We start from the raw sequence: 17,908 nt of genomic DNA on the forward strand, positions 1-17,908 counted from the left end.
GAGGCGAATTATGCCGACATATTGCCAATTATGCAACATATTTATTACGATTGTTTGAATAGTGCGTTAATAGCTGCTAGGTCGACTCGCTAACGGTGGATTGCCGCAGGAAATCGCGCAGGATGCGTTGCTCGATTTTGGCACGCAACCCTAGCGGCGCAGGCAACTGTAATTGCAGGCCGATTGAATCAATATCATCCAGAATGAGACGCACGCGAGGTTGTTGCAAAGGCGTATCAATAATGTAATCGCTAGAAATATCTTTGGCGTGTTGCGCTAGTTCATCGGCGTATTCGGCAATGATGGCGGTGCCACAGGCGAGCAAAATTTCTTCGGCCTGTTGCCAATCGGCATAGCGCTCAATATTGATGTGCACGGTTTGGATTGTAAAATGCCCCATCATCGTTTCATTGAAAACTGGATTGCCAAACAGCATGGAATTAGGAATTTTAATGCCGCGTCCTACTGTACCTTTGTGATTTTCAGCGCGACTTGATTCAATGAGTGTCGTTGAGACGAGGTTGATGTCAATGACTTGACCTTTGAGCCCAGCAATTTCAATTCGATCACCAATTTCATACACGCGGCTACTGGTGCGGTAAATCGAACCTAACATACACAGAATTACTTCTTTGGTTGCCAGCACCAGCGCTGCAGCGACCGCAATCAGCGACACTGCCAGCGTTTGGATTTCTTGCCCCCAAATAAAAATCATGCCGATGACGGTGATGCCGAGCACCAAATTTCGCAATGAAACCAGCCAGCGCCGTTTGGTTTCTAGATTGAAATCATCGCGATGCAAAATTGCTTTGCGCCCACCAGCACGTAAGGCGAGTACCGAGATTAAAAATAAAATCGTCAGTACTAGATCGCGTAACACATTGCGATCGAGCAAAACTGCAAAATGGCTACTTAGTGATTCGAGCATGGGTATGTTGTTCTAAGCTTTTTTTTAAAATGGATGGGTGGCAATACCCGCTTATATAAAGGTTTTTTCTTGGCCGGAGATTGCCATTTTTGTGTGTTTGCCGCGTATTGTGCATTACATTGCTCGATTTAGTCGTCCATATCCTGGTGTTCAAATTTACCTTGACCCAGATAAACGATGTGATCTTCTTCGTGCAGCTCGTTGTATAAGGTCGCCAGTGCTTCGGGGGTGAGTTCTTGGATAACGCGGCTAATTTCTTGGGCAACTTGTTGTGCATTGAGTGACATGATTGATCCTGTTTAAGTTGAGGGTTTAAACATCTTCAAGGTTCATCTCAAGCATAGCTGATTAGCTTGAATTTATTGCGTAGCGCGTTGGTGAGTGATGATCATGCCGAGTAAAACGCCAAAAATCGCACCCATGCTATTGGCGAGCATATCGTGTGTATCAAAGCTGCGATGCGGCGTGAGGGCTTGGGCAAACTCAACGGCGACGCCCATTAGACTAGCGAAAAGCCACATTTTGGCGGGTTGTTTCCATATCAGTTGCGCCAATAAAGCCAATACGCCGTAGCCGATGAAGTGCTGAAATTTATCGCCATTTTCTACGCTGGGCGCTGACATTGGCATCAGTGAGCCTATCCAAATCGCCGCCGTCCAGCACCAAAATAAGCTGCGAATGAGCGTTTCAGAATGTTTTTGGATGAGTTTCAGTTTCATTTTTTAGCCGTTTTAATTAGTACCAAAACCGCGCCTGCGCTGCCTTGGAAGGGGTTGGCCTGCGCAAACGCGAGCACTTCGCTCATTTGCGCGAGCCAATTTTTAAGCTTGAGTTTCAGAATCGGCACGCCAGCGGTCGAACTTAAACCTTTGCCGTGAATGATGCGTACGCAGCGTAATTGCCGCTGTTGGCAGTGATATAAAAATTGCGCGACTTGCGTGCGTGCCGAGTCAATATTTTCACCGTGTAGGTCAAGTTCAGCCTCAATCACCCAGTCACCGCGCTTGAGTTTGCGCAGTGTATCGAGCTTTTGTCCCGGTTTCATGTGCATCAACTGCTCACCAGCTTCTAGCTCATCCCAAGGCCAAAAATCGCTCATGCTGTCGTTTAAAATCGGGCTTTCTACGCGTATGCCTTTCGGCCATGGGCTAGGCGCAATGGGGGTATGCGTGATCGTCGCGGCTGATTTGATGGGTTGAACATCTTTCATCGCCGTCAAAAATAGCGTGTGATCGTCTGGTACGGCGGGTTTTTCGCGAACAATGGCTCTAAAGCGCGTGGTTTTTTGCTCTTCGCGCAATTTTTTGCGCAATTGTTTGAGCTGCTGAGTGGTATTTTTATCCATGCCGCGTTGTCTGATCGTCGTAGAATGGCATTTTAATGCCAATTTGAAATTCAATACTGATTTTGTCGGCGACGCCATGTGCCGTAGTGTGTGCGAGATATTTTGGGTTTATGGCGGAATGGGTATCGGGTTATCGTTTTACGCAGGGTCAAGATCATGCAAGATAAAATTCGTTTGGATAAATGGCTTTGGGCGGCGCGATTTTTTAAAACGCGCTCTAGCGCCGCAAAGGCGATTGACGCAGGCCACGTCCACTGTGACGGGCAACGTGCTAAATGCGCAATGGCGCCTAAAATCGGCGATATGCTTAAGATTCAAGCGCCGCATGGTACGTTTGAAGTGCAAATCACGCAGCTGGCGGCGCAGCGTGGCTCTGCTGAATTCGCTCGCACTTTATATCAAGAAACGCCTGAAAGCATGGTTCGGCGCGAGCGCGATTTGTTCGCACAAAAAATGCAGCCGCACTTTGATCATCCGGACATTAAAGGTCGGCCAACCAAAAAATGGCGCCGCCAACTCAATCAGGCGACAGACTATTTGGAAGAGTAGCTTGGGCGTGGGAAGCGATTTGCGCAATGGCAAAAAAATACGGCGTCGCGCGCCGTATTTTTGTATTTAGGCTATTAAATTACTGACCAAAATATTTTTGCTGGATTTTTTGGTAGCTGCCATCGGCTTTAATCCCTGCAAGGCCCGCGTTGATATCGTCAAGCAAGGCTTTGTTGCCTTTACGTACAGCAATGCCGTAGTGCTCCACTTCAAAGCTCTTGTCATCAATCAGGCGGAATTTCTGACCTGGATTATTTACCAAATAGTTTTTCACGACAGCATTGTCAGCAACGACGGCGCTCACGCCGCTATTGGCCAATTCAGACAGTGCCAACGTGATGTTTTCAAAGCGGCGAATATCGGGGCTGGTTTTGCCAAATTGCTTTTGCACGACGGTGTCGCCCGTGGTGCCATTTTGTACGCCGACTTTTTTGCCTTTCAAATCGCTAAATTGTTTGATGGGGCTGCCTTCTTTAACGACGATCAATTGCTTTGCATCGAAGTAGGGCGCAGAGAAATCCATGCTTTTTTGGCGTTCTGGGGTGATCGTTACTGCGGCAATGACGATATCGCGCTCACCATTATTCAAGCTGGCAAACAGACCTTCCCATGGCATATTGTGCAGTTTTACTTTGAAGCCTTGTTTTGCTGCGATGGCATTGATGATGTCGGCGTCAAAACCGACCACTTCACGTTTTTTGTTGAGTGACTCAAACGGCGCGAAAGTGGCATCAGTGACTGCGGTATACGTTTTTTCGGCCAGTGCAGGCGTCGCGATCAGGCCAAGCGTCAGGCCGATACTCAGTGCTAGGGTTTTTGCTTTAAACATCACAAGGCTTCCTACAAAGGTGTGGGGATAGCTCAGGATGCGTGAGTGCCCAGACTGGGTCAATGCGAGAAATCCCCAAGTAAGCTTACAGGGTTGCTTGCTGCTTGATCTGTGCGACGATGGCTTTAAGCCCATTGCCACGGCTGGCTGATAGGAAGCGCTGCAAGCCTAGCTCGGTCAGCCACGCAGTGAAATCAAAATTTTGGATTTCTGCCGCTGTTTGACCGTGATACGCCGCCAAAATCAGTGTGAGTAGACCTTTGATGATTTTTGAATCGCTATCAGCCGCCAGCAGAAAGCGATCATCTTGGCATTCCAGCCAGAGCCAAACTTGGCTTTCGCAGCCGCTCACGCGATGCTCTGTATCACGCAGCTCGGCAGAAAATTCGGGCAATTCACGGGCTAATTGCACCAAAAGACGATTTTTTGCTTCCCAGCCTTGCGCGTGGGAAAGTCGCTCGCTTAAATCGGCCAAGCTGATCGTGTGCTCGTTACTACTTTTTCCGAAAGGATGTGCTGGTAGTGGCATGTATTTAGCTCAATAATTCTAAGGCTTCGCTGAGTGCATCTAAAAACGCCGCAACATCTTGCTCCGTGTTGTATGCCGCAAACGAGGTGCGCAATGTGCCAGATATACCTAGTGTATGTAATAGCGGCTGCGCGCAGTGGTGCCCCACGCGCACGGCAATACCCTTGTGATCTAAAAATTGCGCCACATCATAAGGGTGTGCTTTATCGAATGTCATCGATGTGAGTGCAGCTTTATCAGCGCTAGTGCCATGGATTGTGATGCCGCTTAGTTTTGCGAGGCCAATTTCCAACTGCGCGCGCAACTGATTTTCATGCGCCAACAAAGCGGGGCGATCTAGCGCCGCCAGCCAAGTTAAAGCCGCGCCCAAGCCAACCGCTTGTGCAATCGGCGGTGTGCCGGCTTCAAAACGATACGGTGCGGCGGCATAAGTGCTGTGCTCAAACGACACCGTCGCAATCATTTCCCCACCACCTTGCCACGGCGGCATGGTATTGAGGGTATTGCTCTGCGACCAAAGCACACCAATGCCTGTAGGTCCATACGCCTTGTGCCCAGAAAACACATAAAAATCTGCACCCAAAGCTTGTACATCAATGCTGAGATGCGCGACGGCTTGCGCACCATCGACTAATACTTTTGCGCCAACGCGATGCGCCGCTTCGCAAATCCATGTAATCGGTTGAATGCTGCCAATGGCATTAGAAACATGGCTGATTGCGACGAGCTTGGTTTTGTTCGATAACATGTTAGCAAAGTGTTCGAGATCGACCGCGCCAGTGTTATCCAAACGAATTATTTTCAGAACAGCACCAGTGCGCGCCGCCAGCATTTGCCACGGTACGATATTGGCGTGATGCTCCAAGCTCGACAAAATAATCTCGTCGCCAGCTACTAAGCCGTTACCCCAGGTATTGGCGACCAAGTTGATCGCCTCAGTCGTGCCACGGGTAAGCACGATTTCATCAAAGCTGGCGGCGTTAATAAATTTCGCCACAATCTGCCGCGCGCCCTCAAACGCATCGGTGGCGGCCGTCGCCAAACGATGCGCGCCGCGATGTACGTTTGCATTGTGATGCTCGTAATAAAACCGCTCGGCATCGAGCACGCACAGCGGCTTTTGCATCGTCGCCGCGTTATCCAAATAAATCAGATCGGGGTGATGCGTAAAAATCGGAAACTGTTTTTTGAGGGCGAGGGCGTCAAACATGGGATTTGCGTAAGAAGAGCTGGCAGCTTGGACTCGCAATTGTATAATGCGCCATGCCCTATAAACAGCCCATTTCGATATTACTCGTCATCCATACGCCTGATTTGCAAGTTTTGCTGCTAGAACGCTGCGATTTTGCTGGTGCGTGGCAATCTGTGACCGGCAGTTGTGAGGCGGATGAGCCGCTGATTGTGACCGCGCAACGCGAGCTATTTGAAGAGACGGGGCTGGCGGTAAGCCTTGAGCAGATTGTCGATTGGCAGCAAAGCATCGACTTTGAAATCTTTGAGCGCTGGCGACATCGTTACGCACCTGGCGTCACGCATAACACTGAGCACGTATTCAGCGTTCAGCTCCCCGCCGTCTGCGAAGTTACCATCGCTCCGCGTGAACATACGCAATATTGCTGGGTCGCCTGTACTGACGCGATAGAGCGAGTGTTTTCGCCATCGAACGCCGATGCTTTAAAGCAACTGCCAGAAAAAATGCGGATCACGAAAGACACGAAAATAAAGCAAAAATAAATCGAAAAAACAGGTCGAAAATTATCATCGTTTCTTGTGTGTGGCAGTGCTTCCAGCATAGAGACCAGAGGCTGGCTGCGTAAAAACGCCTGCGCTTTCTGTCTTGTTCTTGTTCGGCTTTTTTCGCCTTATTTTCGTGCCTTTCGTGATCTCGCTCTTGACCTTCTAAATTCTAAAGCAGCCGTCGCGCGGCGACGTCTCCCCACCATGCCGCTTCTTCAAAAATCGACAGGCCACTTAAATCGCTGTGCGCGAATTGGATTCGGCTATTTTGCTGAATGAGGTTTTGAATGCCGACGTTATTCAAAAAGCCCACCGTCGGGCTGCTCATCGCGTGGCCGCGGAGTGTGATTTCGACTTGTTTGACATATTGCCGTGCTTTCAATGGATTGCCCCAGCCGTAGGCGCTGTCTAAATCGCGCACCGCGATTTGGTACAGCTTGTCACCCGTTGCACGTTCTAAGCGCTGCCGCACCAGTTTTGGATCTTCGCCTGCGTAGGCGTGGTAGGCGGTAAAAACGCTGTATTCTGGTTTGGCGGTACGGATCAATTGATGCGTGCTATTCACAAAGCCCAAGCTTGGACTGCCGTAAACCACATTATCCCAAGCTAATGGATGTGGTTCGGCTTCGGTCGGAAAGCGATCAATCAGAAAATTACTTACTTGCCACGGTGCGTGATGCGCGCCGTGTTGTTGTAAATCAAAACCCAAGTCACTCATACCTTCGACGATGTGCGCAGCCACATGCAGCGGCATTGCGCAAATAACATGATCGGCAATGAGTCGCGTTGCGCTTTTATTCTGGATATTGAGTACGTCGACGCTAACGGTTTTGCCATTGTCCATCACGCGCGTCGCCAGGCCTGCGAGTCGTTGCGACGGCTGCAACGTTGCACCCATATGACGAATCAAAGGATTAAGCCCATCTGGCCACGTTAATACCGCGCCATCATGCGCCTTCTCTATATGTTCGGCTTGCCCGCCACGACTCGAAAAGTAATGCAGGCCTGCCCATGCCGAAGTTTGTGCCAGATTAATGCCGTAATCATCGCGGCAAGCGTAATCCAAATACCAGAGCAGGCTGAGCGCAGTGTAGTGATTGCGTGTTAACCATTGCGCAAAACTCATTTGATCCAGCGCGCGCCACGTGGGGTCTTGGCTCGATAAGGCCAGCGGCACACAAAATAGGCGTCGCCCATCGTTGCCTTGTGTGTGTTTCAGTTTTTCTATGTATTTGAAAAAACGCTGTTGCTCGGCGATCTCTGTTGCCGGAATGCCGTGCTGCGGTACAACGCCGTCTTGCCACTGCCCATTAATGAATAAACGATCTTCAGGCGAGTGAATCAATACGCGTTCGTCAAAAGTGGGGCGCTCGCTATAGGGGTTGGCCTCGATGACGCCCATATCAAATAGCAATTCTCTAATATGGGTCGATTCCATCGAAGGTAGCGGTAAATAATGCGCGCCGCGTGGGTAGTGAATGGACGAGCCAGTCGCCGTGTTGAATTCGCCATTGGCGCAATTGCCGCCCAATTCCGGCCCTTCGACTAGAGCAAAATCCGTAAAGCCACTTTTCGCTAAACGCCATGCAGCAAATAGCCCCGCCGCGCCTGAACCTAAAATGGCGACTTTAACGCGCCGTTCGCTGCTAGGTGTTATTGCTTGGGTATTGCCACGCAGGCTATGCCCAGCGGCCATGCCGGGTAAATACACCGTGATGGGTGTGCCCCACGAAGTCATTTTGGTGCAGGCAGGGAGCAGAGCGCTCGCACCGAGCGCCGCGCTGGCTTGCAGAAATTGGCGGCGATTCAAATGCGGCATTAGCGAATCACCTTAGACCAATCTTGCTCAAAGTAATGCACCAGCGATTGATTGTTGAGCTGGTTCACTTCGGTTTTAACGGGCTGCATATCCGGCGGGAAGAAGAACATTTGCCGCGTGGTTTCGGCATCGAGAAATTTCATTGCTACGCTATACGACGTAGGTGGCGTATAGCCGGTCTTTTTGCTGGCGAGAATAAAGCCCCATTCACCGAATGACGGGACAAAAGCATGGTAAGGGTGGGTATAGAGCCCTACGCTTTGTAATGTAGCGTTGATACACCAATACGAGTAGGGGGCGTGCAGTGGCGATGTTGATTGCACCACCATCAGGCCGTTTTCGCTCAAATGCTTCATCACTAAGCGGTACATCGGCACGGAGTAGAGTTTGCCGAGGGCAAAATTAGACGGGTCGGGGAAGTCGATGATGATCGCGTCAAAGATGTCTTGATTTTGTTCTATCCATTGCGCGGCATCGGCGTTAACGACTTTGACCTTGGGATTGGACAGCGCGTGTTGGTTAAGGCCGGTGAGTTTGGCGTTATGTGTAAAGAGATCCGTCATCACCGGATCAAGATCGACCAAAGTGATCTGTTCGATGTTGGCGTATTTCAGAATTTCGCGCACCGCCAAACCATCGCCACCACCCAGTACTAGCACACGGCGCGCTTGCGGCAGCTTGGCTAAAACCGGATGCACTAGCGCTTCGTGGTAGCGATATTCGTCTCGGCTGGAAAATTGCAGATTGCCATTGATATAGAGGCGCGTATCGTTTTTCCACTGCGTAATCAGTAGGCGTTGGTACTGTGTGGTTTGGGCGTGGATGATTTCATCGCCATATAGCGATTTCTCGCTCCAGCGAGTTAAGTGCTCGGCGCTGAACATCGCACCAGTGAGAACCAACAGCGCAATGCCGCCGCGCATCATTTGCGTATTGGGTGCGATCAATTCCTTGCGAAAAATCCGCGTCGTCATCAAGGCAATGCCGACATTAATCAGGCCAAACAACAGCGCAGAGCGCGCCAAACCTAAGTGCGGGGCCAGCACCAGCGGAAAGAGTAGCGACACCGCCAACGCGCCCATATAGTCAAAAGTCAGCACTCGGCTGACGATATCGTTAAACGCGGTTTGGCGCTGATTCAGTACGCGCATCACCAGCGGGATTTCCATGCCGACCAGTGTGCCGGTAATAAACACCAGCGCGTACAGTACCGAGCGAAACGGCGCGCTGGCCCAGGCAAAAATGACAAATAATAAAGTCGCCGATAAGCCGCCAATCAAACCCACCAACAATTCAATCTCAATAAAAGTATCTAGCGTGCGGCGTTCTGGTACATATTTTGAGATGTGCGAGCCTATGCCCATCGCAAATAAGTAACAACCAATAATCGATGAAAACTGAAAAATCGAATCGCCGAGCAAATAGCTGGCCAGTGCGCCGGCAATCAGCTCATAAGCCAGACCACAGGAAGCCACAATAAAAACCGAAAGGATAAGCAGTTTATCTCGCATGGATATTTCGTTCGATATAAGTCAGAATGACAGCATTATGCCTGAGCACAGTAAGGAATGACGTATGTTAGCCAGTTACCTCCCTGCATTAATCGCCTATTTTAGTTATCTCGCCAGCGGCATTGCGCTGCTGGTGCTGTTTGCGCTGCTCTATATCAAAATCACGCCTTACGACGAGTTGGCACTGGTTCGCGAAGGCTGTACCGCTGCCGCACTATCATTTGCTGGCGCCTTGATTGGTTTTTCGCTGGCATTGGCGTCCAGTGCTTTGCATGTCAATCAATTGAGTTATTTCGTGTTGTGGGGTGCATTAGCTGGCCTGATTCAAATCTTGGTGTATGCCGTACTCGCTCGCTGCATCAAGGGTATGCCGCAGGCGATCATGGAAAACAATCTCGCCGTGGGTACACTGGCTGGGGGTATTTCGCTTGCGGTGGGGGTGATTAATGCGGGGTGTTTGTCTTAAGTAAGCTGATCTTTTATTACTTGGAGATGCGCGATGAATCAGCAAGATGAGAGAAAAGAGCCGTGGTATTCAGATCTGCTTGAAGAGGCTTTAGATTTTGGTTTGGAGTCGGGTTTGGATTTACTAAGCGGAATCTTTCAGGCTTGGTTTTGATCGTTGATTTACCATCTTATGAAGCATACAAAATGGAGTGAATATGTCAGAGCCAAGTATTTTAGAAATTGAATCAAAGCGAACCGCGCAAGCATTTCAGCGTATCCGTAGAAAATCATTGCTGATTCCATTTGTGCTCGGCGCTGCTGTTTTGCATGCTGTTATTGCCTTGGTTTTACCTCAGGCACAGGCGTCCTCATCGGGTGTGTTGATTGCTTTGTTGGCTTGGGCTTTGTGGCAAGAAAATAGAAAGTTGAATGCACTGGTTAAAATCTTAGATCAATCGGATCGTTTGTAATACATCGCCATCAGCACATTGGAGTTCATCATGAGTTTCGGTTCATTTATTAAAAAGCAGTTTATTGACATCCTGCAGTGGAATGAGGATAGCGACGGCGTATTGGCTTATCGCTACCCGATGGCCGATTTTGAAATTCAGTACGGTGCTAGCCTCACCGTGCGTGAATCGCAAATGGCCGTGTTTCTGAATGAAGGTCAAATCGCCGATGTGTTTGGCGCTGGCATGTATAAGCTCACGACGCAAACGCTGCCGGTACTGACTTACCTGAAGAACTGGGACAAGCTGTTTGAATCGCCGTTTAAATCGGATGTGTATTTCTTTAGTACGCGGCTGCAATTGGGACGCAAATGGGGTACACCGCAGCCGATTACGATTCGTGATGCTGATTTTGGCATGGTGCGGATGCGTGCGTTTGGCGTGTATTCGTACAAGCTGGTCGATCCGAAACTGTTTTTCAGCGAAATCAGCGGTACGCGTGAAGTCTATACGCGGGACGACCTAGAGCTGCAATTGCGTAATCTGGTGATTTCGACAATGACCAGCGCCTTGGGTGGTTCGGGCGTGCCGTTCTTGGATATGGCCGGCAATCAAGGTTTGATGGGGCAAAAAATCTCTGAGGCTTTGATCCCCGTCTTCGCCAAATATGGTTTGGAGTTGGATAACTTCGCCGTTGAGAATATTTCGCTGCCAGAAGAATTACAAAAAGCCATCGACACCCGCATTACGATGGGCATGATCGGCGATATGGGTAAGTACACCCAATATCAAACGGCAAATGCAATTCCACTCGCTGCGCAAAATGAAGGCGGTATGGCGGGAATTGGTGCTAGCTTGGCGGCAGGTGTTGGCATGGGGCAAATGATGGCTGGGGCGATGAATACAGCGCTCAATCCAAGTGCTCAAGCTGCGCCGCAAGCTGGCGTTGCCGTAGGGGCTGGTATTGATGGGGGTATGGGTGTAGGTGTGATTGCTGGTAATTCTCAGCAAGCAATACCTGCCGCTACGACTCAAGCGGTCGCCATCGATCCAAACAGCCCACAAGCCAAACTCGGCCAACTCAAAGGCCTGCTCGATCAAGGTTTGATTTCGCAAGCGGATTACGATAGCGCCAAAGCGGAAGTATTGAAAAAGCTATTGGGGTAATAGATGTGCGAAACGTAGGTCGGATGAGCAAAGCGTTAACCGACGCATTGTGATCGTCTCGGATAACGCCTACGGTTCATCCGATCTACTTTGAGATGGGCTAAGAGATTCATTCTTGCGGGCAAGCCCGCTCCCACGAAATAGTGTTGAGGGTTGTGTATGCCATTGCAAGGTAGTTGCGCCTGTAAAACAGTCACTTATGAAGTCGATGAATTGGCTGGTGGTATTTCTCACTGCCATTGCGTGACTTGCCGCAAAACACATGCTGCCGCGTTTAATTCAGCAGCAGGCGTGCAGCCTGATGCGTTTCGTTGGTTGAGTGGTGAAGATCAATTGAGTCACTTTGAATCGTCTCCTGGAAAAATACGCTATTTTTGTTCGCAGTGCGGTAGTCATTTATTAGCCAAGAAAGAAGGTCGCCCGCTGTGGGTTTTACGGGTGGCCACTTTGGATGATGATCCGCAAATTAGGCCAGAACAGCATATTTGGACTTCGCATGATGTGCCGTGGCTAGCTGCTGATGTACCTGTGTTTGCCGAATGGCAGAGCAATAGGAGTTAAGAATGAGCGAAGAAAGCGAATTTGAACGTAAAAAAGCGGTCGCGCTGGATGTGCTGGCGCAAACCGGTATTTGGAAAAGTAACTATTTGCCGCCAATTACACGGATTTTTTGGGCTTTAGGTGTGAAAATCAAACCGCCACACTTTGTTTCTGCATGGGAAAATGCAGTTCTTTTTGGCGGCTACTTTGCTGTGGCGTGGGGGTCAATGATGTGGCTATTTTTGTGGTCTAAGCAAGATGCGCCATTCAGTGTGACTTTCTTTTCTGCGCTCTTGGCCGGTGTTTTATTTGGCTGTGGCATGGCGGCGTCCGTTGTTTACTCGGCAAAAAAATATAACTTACCTAGCTGGGAAAGCCTCTAATGTTTCGTACCGCCTGCCCCTCGTGTGGTGCTGAAGTTCTATTCCGCTCGACGATTTCGGCGATTGCCGTTTGTGAGTATTGTCAGAGCACGGTGTTGCGTAATGCCGATGAAGTCAAAGACATCGGCAAAATCGGTAAGGTACTAGAGGATTACTCGCCGATTCAAATCGGTGCGTCGGGTGTATTCGCTGGGCGTGCGTTTACGGTGCTGGGGCGGATTCAGCTGCGCTATGGGGCTGGACTGTGGAACGAGTGGTATGTGTCCTTCGACGACGGCCAGCAAGGCTGGCTGGCCGATACATCAGGGCAGTATATGTTTACGCTGCCCCTTGTCGAAACAGTCAGGGAAGCCAAACCTGATTTTGCTTTCGAGTCGCTACAACCAGAAATGCGTTACGAACACGGCGGGCGCAGCTTCATTATTACCGATGTGCGCACTGCGCAGTGCGTCGGTGGGCAAGGCGAATTGCCGTTTGCGGTCGGGCAAGGTTATGCCGCCAAAGTGGTTGATTGTCGTAGTGGTGATCGTTTTTTAACGCTGGATTTTTCCGACATCACGCTGTTTAAGCCCAACCCCACTGTGTATGTCGGCCAAGCCGTTACCTTGCCAGAGCTTAAAGCGGAGTTTCTGCGCGATAGCGATACGATTTTAGCCAGCGCCGGGCGGCTCAAAGGCACGGGCGCGGTGCTGGATTGCCCAAGTTGCGGTAGTCCGCTGAAGTATCAGGCTGGCGTTGCCACGCAAATCGTTTGTAAAGCTTGCGGTTCTAGCGTCGATTGTTCGGGCGATAAAGCGCTGGTGCTGGAAAAACATACTGCCGCCGAGCAATATCACGCGACGCTGGATGTGGGCGATAGCGCAACGATTGATGGCGTGAATTGGAAAATTATCGGCTTGATTGAGCAGGAAGAAATCAACGACGCGGATTCAAGCTGGACTGAGTACTTGTTATATAACGCACAAAAAGGCTTTTTCTGGCTGGTTGAGGCCAACGATGGTTGGTATCGCGTGACGGTGCTCAATCAATTGCCCGAAAGCTACGTGGATGCGCAGGCGACGCTGGGCGGCGTGAAATACCGCAAATTGTACGATGCGTATGCGGCGAAAGTAACGTACGCCGCGGGTGCATTTAATTGGCGCGTGAGCGTCGGTGATCGCGTCACGTGCGCCGAGTATGAGAATAATGGCGAGCGGCTGTGTAAAGAAAAAAGCAGTTCTGAGGTCGTTTGGTCCAAGTCAAAAAAAATCCCCAATCAATTGATCGAGCAATGGTTTGGTAAAGCCAAAGTCATTACGCCGGAAAGCAGCTCAGGCGGCGCTTCGAGCAGTAATCAATCGTTGTCGATGCTGTTTATTATTGGCTTGCTGGTGCTGAATGTGCCGTTGGCGTTTTCTGGGTCGAATGTGATCGGTAGTCTATTTTGGACGGGTTTGGCTGTGTGGCTGATTCGTTTGCCGCTAAAGTCGGGTGAGGATGAGGAATGAATAAGGGTTTATATCGCCTGTATTGCATTGCGATTGTGACAATTTGCAGTTTAATTAATTTGTCGTCGTGTAGCTCCAGCGGCTCAAGTAGTAGCGGTTCGCGTGGCTGGGGAAGTGGCTATTCGTCGTCGAGTGGCGGTAGTTGGAGTTCTGGCGGTGGGCATAAATAATGCAAAACCCATCACCCTCTCCTTTGGGGCGGCATGTTTTGGCTGATTTGTACGGTGGCGACGCCGCACAATTGGCCGACCCTGTCTTGATTGAAGCTTGTTTGCTGGGCGCCGCTAACGCTGCTGGCGCGACGGTGCTGAATTCGCATTTTCACCATTTCGGCGAGGCGCAAGGTGTGACCGGTGTTGTGCTGTTGATGGAGTCGCATATGAGTATTCATACTTGGCCTGAGCATGGCTATGCGGCGATCGATTTATTTATGTGCGGCCAAGCGCAAGTTGATTTGGCGCTGCAATTTTTACAATTGAAACTGCGTAGCGAAACCCAAACCATTCAAATGGTGCAGCGTGGTCTGTCTATCTAAGTAGTAAAGTAAACATTACGATTTTTGATGTATTGGCTTGTAGCCCTTTATTAATAAAGCCTGCATGGCTATACCATAATTTAATCTGTGATCCTGTTTTGTTCTCGTATTTTTTCGGAGGCCAAGAATGAGTCGAATTCTGAAAGTGGCTTCGTACAATATCCACAAAGGCATGTCGCCACTGAATCAGCACTTTGTATTGCATGGCGTGCGGCAAGCTTTGAAATCTTTAGATCCTGATTTGGTTTTTTTGCAGGAAGTGCAGGGCGCGCATCAGCATTTGGCGAAAAAAATTTCGACCTGGCCGAGTGATGCGCAGCATGAATATTTGGCGGGTGATATGTTGTTTTCCGCCTACGGTAGTAACGCGCATTATCAATTGGGGCATCACGGCAATGCGCTATTGTCGCGATATCCAATTTTACATCGCAGCAACCATGATTTAACTTTGCATCGCTTCGAGCAGCGCGGTTTGCTGTATTGCCAATTGGATTTGCCATTATGGAATGAGCCTTTGCATGCATTTTGCGTGCATCTCAATTTACGCGCGTCGGATAGGCGCAAGCAATTGCAGTTGATGGTGAAGGCAATTGCTGAGCAAGTTCCTCTGGATGCGCCGCTGGTTTTGGCAGGGGATTTTAATGATTGGCGTGGCGAAGTGAGCGCTATTTTGCAAGGCGAATTGGGTGTGAATGAGGCGTTTCAAGCGGTGCACGGTGCGCATGCGCGCAGTTTTCCAGCGCGCATGCCATTTTTCTCGCTGGATCGAATTTATACGCGCGGATTTACGATTCAATCAGCCGACGTGTTGGTTGGCGCACCGTGGCGTAGCTTGTCGGATCATGCGCCTTTGTATGCGGTGATGGCGCATGAGCCCTAAGCGATGAATCACACTGAATGGCAGTCTGGTCATGCACTCAGTTTGCTGCGCAACGGCGCGGAGTTTTTTCCAGCTTTATTGGCGGAAATTAACGCGGCGCGCATCGAAATTCGCTTGGAAACGTATATTTTTGAGCCTGATGAAATCGGCTTGCAAATTGTGGCTGCTTTGATTGCCGCAGCGCAGCGTGGTGTAAAGGTCGGTGTTTTGGCTGATGGCTTTGGCGCAAAAAATTTCCCCGCTGAATTACGTGCGCAAATGCAGTCTGCGGGTGTGTATTTCTTATTCTTTCGGCCAGAAATTAGCCGTTTTTCACTAAAGCGCGCGCGTTTGCGGCGCTTGCATCGAAAATTATCCTGCTTTGATGGCCGTGTGGGCTTTGTTGGTGGGATTAATCTGCTCGCCGATGACGATGGGCTGGGTTTAGTGCCGCGTTACGATTATGCGGTGCGAGTCCAAGGCCCTGTCGTCGCCGATATTCAACAAACCCTAGCACGGCAATGGCGCTATACCTCATGGGTGCAATTAAAAAAGCAGCTTTTTCATTCGACGATTGCAACATCTGTGGCGGCTGCGGGTGATTCAGTAGCTCGTTTGGTGGTGCGAGATAACGGTCGCAACCGCCGTGCAATTGAAAAATCGTATATTGCGGCGATTGATGCGGCCAAAGATGAAATTATCATCGCTAATGCGTATTTTTTGCCAGGGGTGCGTCTGCGGCAAGCCTTGTTACGGGCGGCTCAACGCGGTGTGAATGTAGTGCTGTTGCTGCAAGATGAACGCGATCAGGCCTTATTGCAATACGCCAGCTGGGTGTATTACCAAAAACTACTCAGCGCTGGGGTTGATATTTTCCAATATAAAAGCGGTTTTATGCACGCCAAAGTGGCCGTGATCGATCAAGAATGGGCGACGGTGGGGTCGAGTAATATTGATCCATTTAGTTTGCTGCTGGCACGCGAAGCGAATTTATTAGTGCGAGATGCCGCGTTTGCGACCGAACTACGTGCCGATATTCAACTGCATTTGCAGCAAGATGCAGTCCAAGTTTTGCCAGAACACATCAAAACGGCGAGTTTTGCACTGCGCTGGCTGGTCTGGCTTTGCTATGGCTTGGTACGCCTGATGCTAGGTATTACCGGTTATGGCGGGCGAAAGTATTTGGAATGAGGCGCTATTGCTGAGTCGCTTTAAGCTTTGTGGCTTAAATCAAGCGTGAGCAAGCAGGTCAGCTTTGGTAGAATATTCGCTCAAATCAGAAACGAGCTATTTATGATCACTTTGTACAATACCCTCGCCCGCGAAAAGCAGGAATTCAAACCCATTACGCCCGGTGTGGTGAATATGTATGTCTGCGGGATCACCGTGTACGACTACTGTCATATTGGTCATGCGCGGATGGTGACGGTGTTTGACATGGTGTCGCGTTGGTTTCGTGAGTCGGGCTTTCAGGTCAATCATGTGCGCAATATCACTGATATTGACGACAAAATTATCAAGCGTGCGACTGAAAACGGTGAGCCGATTGGCGCTTTGACCGAGCGCTTTGTCGCGGCAATGAATGAAGATTTTGACGCACTGGGCATTATTCGTCCCGATCATGAGCCGCGTGCAACCGATCACATCGATGGCATGCAAAGCATTATTAGTAAATTGTTTGACCGAGGTTTGGCGTATTCAGCGCCGAACGGCGATGTCTATTACTCGGTACGCAAATTCCAAGGCTACGGCAAGCTGTCGCGTAAAAATCTGGACGATCAACGTGCCGGTGAGCGCGTTGAAATCGATACCAATAAACAAGATGCAGCCGATTTTGTGTTGTGGAAACACGCCAAAACCGACGAGCCGGGTGAAGTAAAATGGGCTTCGCCGTGGGGCGCGGGCCGTCCGGGCTGGCATATTGAATGTTCGGCGATGGCTTGTCATCATTTGGGCGAGCATTTTGATATTCATGGCGGTGGTGAGGATTTGCAGTTTCCGCACCATGAAAATGAAATCGCGCAATCAGAAGGCGCGCATGGTTCGCAATACGTGAATTACTGGCTGCACAATGGCTTTATCAATGTCGACAATGAAAAAATGTCGAAAAGCCTCGGTAATTTCTTCATTATTCGCGACGTACTGGCGAAATACGATGCTGAAGTGCTGCGCTTTTTTATTCTGCGCGCGCATTATCGCAGCCCGCTCAATTATAGCGACGTGCATTTGGACGATGCGAAAAATGCACTCACGCGTTTGTATACCACGCTAAAAACCGTGCCCGCAGCTGATGTCGTCATTGATTGGGTTGAACCGCACGCGGCACGCTTTAAAGCCGCGATGAACGACGATTTTGCAACGACCGAAGCGGTCGCGGTGTTGTTTGAATTGGCGCTGTACGCGAATAAACACGCAGCCAGTGCAGAAGGCGCACAAGCGGCCGGTTTATTGAAAGCCTTGGCAAAAATCTTGGGCTTATTGCAGCGTGATCCAGAAAGCTATTTACAGGCAGGTGCCAGCAATAGCGAATGGACTGCGGATAAGATCGAAGCCGCAATCATCGCGCGAAAAGAAGCGCGTGCAAGTAAAAACTGGGCCGAATCAGATCGGATTCGTGATGAACTCACCGCCGCTGGGATTGTGCTAGAAGATACTGCGCAAGGAACAACTTGGCGGCGTGAATAAGTTTAATGTGGCGAAAGTATTGCTGCGTTCACCATTTAAATTGATCCCTATCGTCTATAAGTAGATAAGCAAAAGTTTTCTTGGATTGTAGATTTCTGAGTCGTACTGT

22 protein-coding genes are annotated in these 17,908 nt (G+C 49.8%); 13 read left to right on the forward strand and 9 right to left on the reverse strand.

Features of this window, described 5'->3' with window-relative positions; all coding sequences use genetic code 11:
* Nucleotides 1-76: 76 nt before the first annotated feature.
* From Q320_RS0105290 to Q320_RS0105305, 4 genes are all read right to left on the reverse strand, one after another.
* Nucleotides 77-928 (reverse strand): mechanosensitive ion channel family protein, encoded by an 852-nt coding sequence (locus tag Q320_RS0105290; protein ID WP_027468146.1) that lies wholly within the window; start codon nt 926-928, stop codon nt 77-79.
* Between the two features lie 128 nt (nt 929-1,056).
* Nucleotides 1,057-1,215, reverse strand: coding sequence for a hypothetical protein (locus Q320_RS21485; protein ID WP_156938985.1), 159 nt, complete (start codon nt 1,213-1,215; stop codon nt 1,057-1,059).
* A gap of 72 nt (nt 1,216-1,287) precedes the next feature.
* Entirely contained in the window at nt 1,288-1,647 is a 360-nt protein-coding gene (locus Q320_RS18550; protein ID WP_051534486.1) for a VanZ family protein, read from the reverse strand.
* Complete coding sequence (locus Q320_RS0105305; RefSeq protein WP_084282391.1) at nt 1,644-2,273, reverse strand: Smr/MutS family protein; 630 nt, start codon at nt 2,271-2,273, stop codon at nt 1,644-1,646. The genes Q320_RS18550 and Q320_RS0105305 overlap by 4 nt, the downstream gene beginning before the upstream one ends.
* Before the next feature lie 156 nt (nt 2,274-2,429).
* On the opposite strand from Q320_RS0105305, the gene Q320_RS0105310 reads away from it, so the two are divergent.
* Nucleotides 2,430-2,822 (forward strand): RNA-binding S4 domain-containing protein, encoded by a 393-nt coding sequence (locus Q320_RS0105310; RefSeq protein ID WP_027468148.1) that lies wholly within the window; start codon nt 2,430-2,432, stop codon nt 2,820-2,822.
* A gap of 79 nt (nt 2,823-2,901) precedes the next feature.
* On the opposite strand, the gene Q320_RS0105315 is transcribed toward Q320_RS0105310, so the two are convergent.
* The 3 genes from Q320_RS0105315 to Q320_RS0105325 form a co-directional block, all read right to left on the reverse strand.
* Complete coding sequence (locus Q320_RS0105315; RefSeq protein ID WP_051534487.1) at nt 2,902-3,651, reverse strand: basic amino acid ABC transporter substrate-binding protein; 750 nt, start codon at nt 3,649-3,651, stop codon at nt 2,902-2,904.
* Between the two features lie 85 nt (nt 3,652-3,736).
* The gene (locus Q320_RS0105320) at nt 3,737-4,180 is read right to left on the reverse strand and encodes a SufE family protein (protein WP_027468150.1); all 444 of its coding nucleotides are present in this window, start codon (nt 4,178-4,180) and stop codon (nt 3,737-3,739) included.
* 4 nt (nt 4,181-4,184) lie between these two features.
* On the reverse strand, nt 4,185-5,390 hold the full coding sequence (locus tag Q320_RS0105325; protein WP_027468151.1) for an aminotransferase class V-fold PLP-dependent enzyme: 1,206 nt from the start codon (nt 5,388-5,390) through the stop codon (nt 4,185-4,187).
* 53 nt (nt 5,391-5,443) lie between these two features.
* On the opposite strand from Q320_RS0105325, the gene nudB reads away from it, so the two are divergent.
* Nucleotides 5,444-5,914, forward strand: coding sequence for a dihydroneopterin triphosphate diphosphatase (gene nudB / locus Q320_RS18555; protein ID WP_035852349.1), 471 nt, complete (start codon nt 5,444-5,446; stop codon nt 5,912-5,914).
* A 172-nt stretch (nt 5,915-6,086) separates the two neighbouring features.
* On the opposite strand, the gene Q320_RS0105335 is transcribed toward nudB, so the two are convergent.
* Both Q320_RS0105335 and Q320_RS0105340 read right to left on the reverse strand, forming a co-directional pair.
* Complete coding sequence (locus Q320_RS0105335) at nt 6,087-7,736, reverse strand: FAD-dependent oxidoreductase (RefSeq protein WP_035852351.1); 1,650 nt, start codon at nt 7,734-7,736, stop codon at nt 6,087-6,089.
* Nucleotides 7,736-9,247, reverse strand: coding sequence for a polyamine aminopropyltransferase (locus Q320_RS0105340; RefSeq protein ID WP_027468153.1), 1,512 nt, complete (start codon nt 9,245-9,247; stop codon nt 7,736-7,738). The genes Q320_RS0105335 and Q320_RS0105340 overlap by 1 nt, the downstream gene beginning before the upstream one ends.
* Nucleotides 9,248-9,311: 64 nt before the next feature.
* On the opposite strand from Q320_RS0105340, the gene Q320_RS0105345 reads away from it, so the two are divergent.
* The 11 genes from Q320_RS0105345 (at nt 9,312) to cysS (ending at nt 17,799) form a co-directional block, all read left to right on the forward strand.
* On the forward strand, nt 9,312-9,713 hold the full coding sequence (locus Q320_RS0105345; protein WP_027468154.1) for a DUF350 domain-containing protein: 402 nt from the start codon (nt 9,312-9,314) through the stop codon (nt 9,711-9,713).
* Nucleotides 9,714-9,909: 196 nt separating this feature from the next.
* Nucleotides 9,910-10,164, forward strand: a complete 255-nt coding sequence (locus Q320_RS0105355) for a hypothetical protein (protein ID WP_027468155.1) — start codon at nt 9,910-9,912, stop codon at nt 10,162-10,164.
* A 30-nt stretch (nt 10,165-10,194) separates the two neighbouring features.
* On the forward strand, nt 10,195-11,310 hold the full coding sequence (locus tag Q320_RS0105360) for an SPFH domain-containing protein (RefSeq protein WP_027468156.1): 1,116 nt from the start codon (nt 10,195-10,197) through the stop codon (nt 11,308-11,310).
* Nucleotides 11,311-11,469: 159 nt separating this feature from the next.
* Nucleotides 11,470-11,871 carry a GFA family protein gene (locus tag Q320_RS0105365; RefSeq protein WP_035852353.1) on the forward strand — a complete coding sequence of 134 codons (402 nt, stop codon included), beginning with the start codon at nt 11,470-11,472 and terminating at the stop codon, nt 11,869-11,871.
* 2 nt (nt 11,872-11,873) lie between these two features.
* Nucleotides 11,874-12,233: a DUF6404 family protein gene (locus Q320_RS18560; protein WP_051534488.1), complete on the forward strand. Its 360-nt coding sequence runs from the start codon at nt 11,874-11,876 to the stop codon at nt 12,231-12,233.
* Entirely contained in the window at nt 12,233-13,720 is a 1,488-nt protein-coding gene (locus Q320_RS0105375) for a DUF4178 domain-containing protein (RefSeq protein ID WP_027468158.1), read from the forward strand. The genes Q320_RS18560 and Q320_RS0105375 overlap by 1 nt, the downstream gene beginning before the upstream one ends.
* Entirely contained in the window at nt 13,717-13,890 is a 174-nt protein-coding gene (locus Q320_RS21490; RefSeq protein ID WP_156938986.1) for a hypothetical protein, read from the forward strand. Before Q320_RS0105375 ends, Q320_RS21490 begins: the two co-directional genes overlap by 4 nt.
* Complete coding sequence (gene speD, locus Q320_RS0105380) at nt 13,890-14,255, forward strand: adenosylmethionine decarboxylase (protein WP_027468159.1); 366 nt, start codon at nt 13,890-13,892, stop codon at nt 14,253-14,255. Before Q320_RS21490 ends, speD begins: the two co-directional genes overlap by 1 nt.
* 127 nt (nt 14,256-14,382) lie before the next feature.
* Nucleotides 14,383-15,135, forward strand: coding sequence for an endonuclease/exonuclease/phosphatase family protein (locus tag Q320_RS0105385; RefSeq protein WP_027468160.1), 753 nt, complete (start codon nt 14,383-14,385; stop codon nt 15,133-15,135).
* A 3-nt stretch (nt 15,136-15,138) separates the two neighbouring features.
* On the forward strand, nt 15,139-16,305 hold the full coding sequence (clsB, locus tag Q320_RS0105390; RefSeq protein WP_027468161.1) for a cardiolipin synthase ClsB: 1,167 nt from the start codon (nt 15,139-15,141) through the stop codon (nt 16,303-16,305).
* Nucleotides 16,306-16,407: 102 nt separating this feature from the next.
* Entirely contained in the window at nt 16,408-17,799 is a 1,392-nt protein-coding gene (gene cysS, locus Q320_RS0105395; RefSeq protein WP_027468162.1) for a cysteine--tRNA ligase, read from the forward strand.
* Nucleotides 17,800-17,908 lie beyond the last annotated feature (109 nt).

The sequence above is a fragment of the Deefgea rivuli DSM 18356 genome (assembly GCF_000620145.1).
GTDB lineage: Bacteria > Pseudomonadota > Gammaproteobacteria > Burkholderiales > Chitinibacteraceae > Deefgea > Deefgea rivuli.

What these genes read in the sequence shown, in the direction of transcription:
- Q320_RS0105290 (WP_027468146.1), bottom strand. Translation starts at nt 928, where the DNA reads ATGCTCGAATCACTAAGTAGCCATTTTGCAGTTTTGCTCGATCGCAAT.
- Q320_RS21485 (WP_156938985.1), bottom strand. Translation starts at nt 1,215, where the DNA reads ATGTCACTCAATGCACAACAAGTTGCCCAAGAAATTAGCCGCGTTATC.
- Q320_RS18550 (WP_051534486.1), bottom strand. Translation starts at nt 1,647, where the DNA reads ATGAAACTGAAACTCATCCAAAAACATTCTGAAACGCTCATTCGCAGC.
- Q320_RS0105305 (WP_084282391.1), bottom strand. Translation starts at nt 2,273, where the DNA reads ATGGATAAAAATACCACTCAGCAGCTCAAACAATTGCGCAAAAAATTG.
- Q320_RS0105310 (WP_027468148.1), top strand. Translation starts at nt 2,430, where the DNA reads ATGCAAGATAAAATTCGTTTGGATAAATGGCTTTGGGCGGCGCGATTT.
- Q320_RS0105315 (WP_051534487.1), bottom strand. Translation starts at nt 3,651, where the DNA reads ATGTTTAAAGCAAAAACCCTAGCACTGAGTATCGGCCTGACGCTTGGC.
- Q320_RS0105320 (WP_027468150.1), bottom strand. Translation starts at nt 4,180, where the DNA reads ATGCCACTACCAGCACATCCTTTCGGAAAAAGTAGTAACGAGCACACG.
- Q320_RS0105325 (WP_027468151.1), bottom strand. Translation starts at nt 5,390, where the DNA reads ATGTTTGACGCCCTCGCCCTCAAAAAACAGTTTCCGATTTTTACGCAT.
- nudB (WP_035852349.1), top strand. Translation starts at nt 5,444, where the DNA reads ATGCCCTATAAACAGCCCATTTCGATATTACTCGTCATCCATACGCCT.
- Q320_RS0105335 (WP_035852351.1), bottom strand. Translation starts at nt 7,736, where the DNA reads ATGCCGCATTTGAATCGCCGCCAATTTCTGCAAGCCAGCGCGGCGCTC.
- Q320_RS0105340 (WP_027468153.1), bottom strand. Translation starts at nt 9,247, where the DNA reads ATGCGAGATAAACTGCTTATCCTTTCGGTTTTTATTGTGGCTTCCTGT.
- Q320_RS0105345 (WP_027468154.1), top strand. Translation starts at nt 9,312, where the DNA reads ATGTTAGCCAGTTACCTCCCTGCATTAATCGCCTATTTTAGTTATCTC.
- Q320_RS0105355 (WP_027468155.1), top strand. Translation starts at nt 9,910, where the DNA reads ATGTCAGAGCCAAGTATTTTAGAAATTGAATCAAAGCGAACCGCGCAA.
- Q320_RS0105360 (WP_027468156.1), top strand. Translation starts at nt 10,195, where the DNA reads ATGAGTTTCGGTTCATTTATTAAAAAGCAGTTTATTGACATCCTGCAG.
- Q320_RS0105365 (WP_035852353.1), top strand. Translation starts at nt 11,470, where the DNA reads ATGCCATTGCAAGGTAGTTGCGCCTGTAAAACAGTCACTTATGAAGTC.
- Q320_RS18560 (WP_051534488.1), top strand. Translation starts at nt 11,874, where the DNA reads ATGAGCGAAGAAAGCGAATTTGAACGTAAAAAAGCGGTCGCGCTGGAT.
- Q320_RS0105375 (WP_027468158.1), top strand. Translation starts at nt 12,233, where the DNA reads ATGTTTCGTACCGCCTGCCCCTCGTGTGGTGCTGAAGTTCTATTCCGC.
- Q320_RS21490 (WP_156938986.1), top strand. Translation starts at nt 13,717, where the DNA reads ATGAATAAGGGTTTATATCGCCTGTATTGCATTGCGATTGTGACAATT.
- speD (WP_027468159.1), top strand. Translation starts at nt 13,890, where the DNA reads ATGCAAAACCCATCACCCTCTCCTTTGGGGCGGCATGTTTTGGCTGAT.
- Q320_RS0105385 (WP_027468160.1), top strand. Translation starts at nt 14,383, where the DNA reads ATGAGTCGAATTCTGAAAGTGGCTTCGTACAATATCCACAAAGGCATG.
- clsB (WP_027468161.1), top strand. Translation starts at nt 15,139, where the DNA reads ATGAATCACACTGAATGGCAGTCTGGTCATGCACTCAGTTTGCTGCGC.
- cysS (WP_027468162.1), top strand. Translation starts at nt 16,408, where the DNA reads ATGATCACTTTGTACAATACCCTCGCCCGCGAAAAGCAGGAATTCAAA.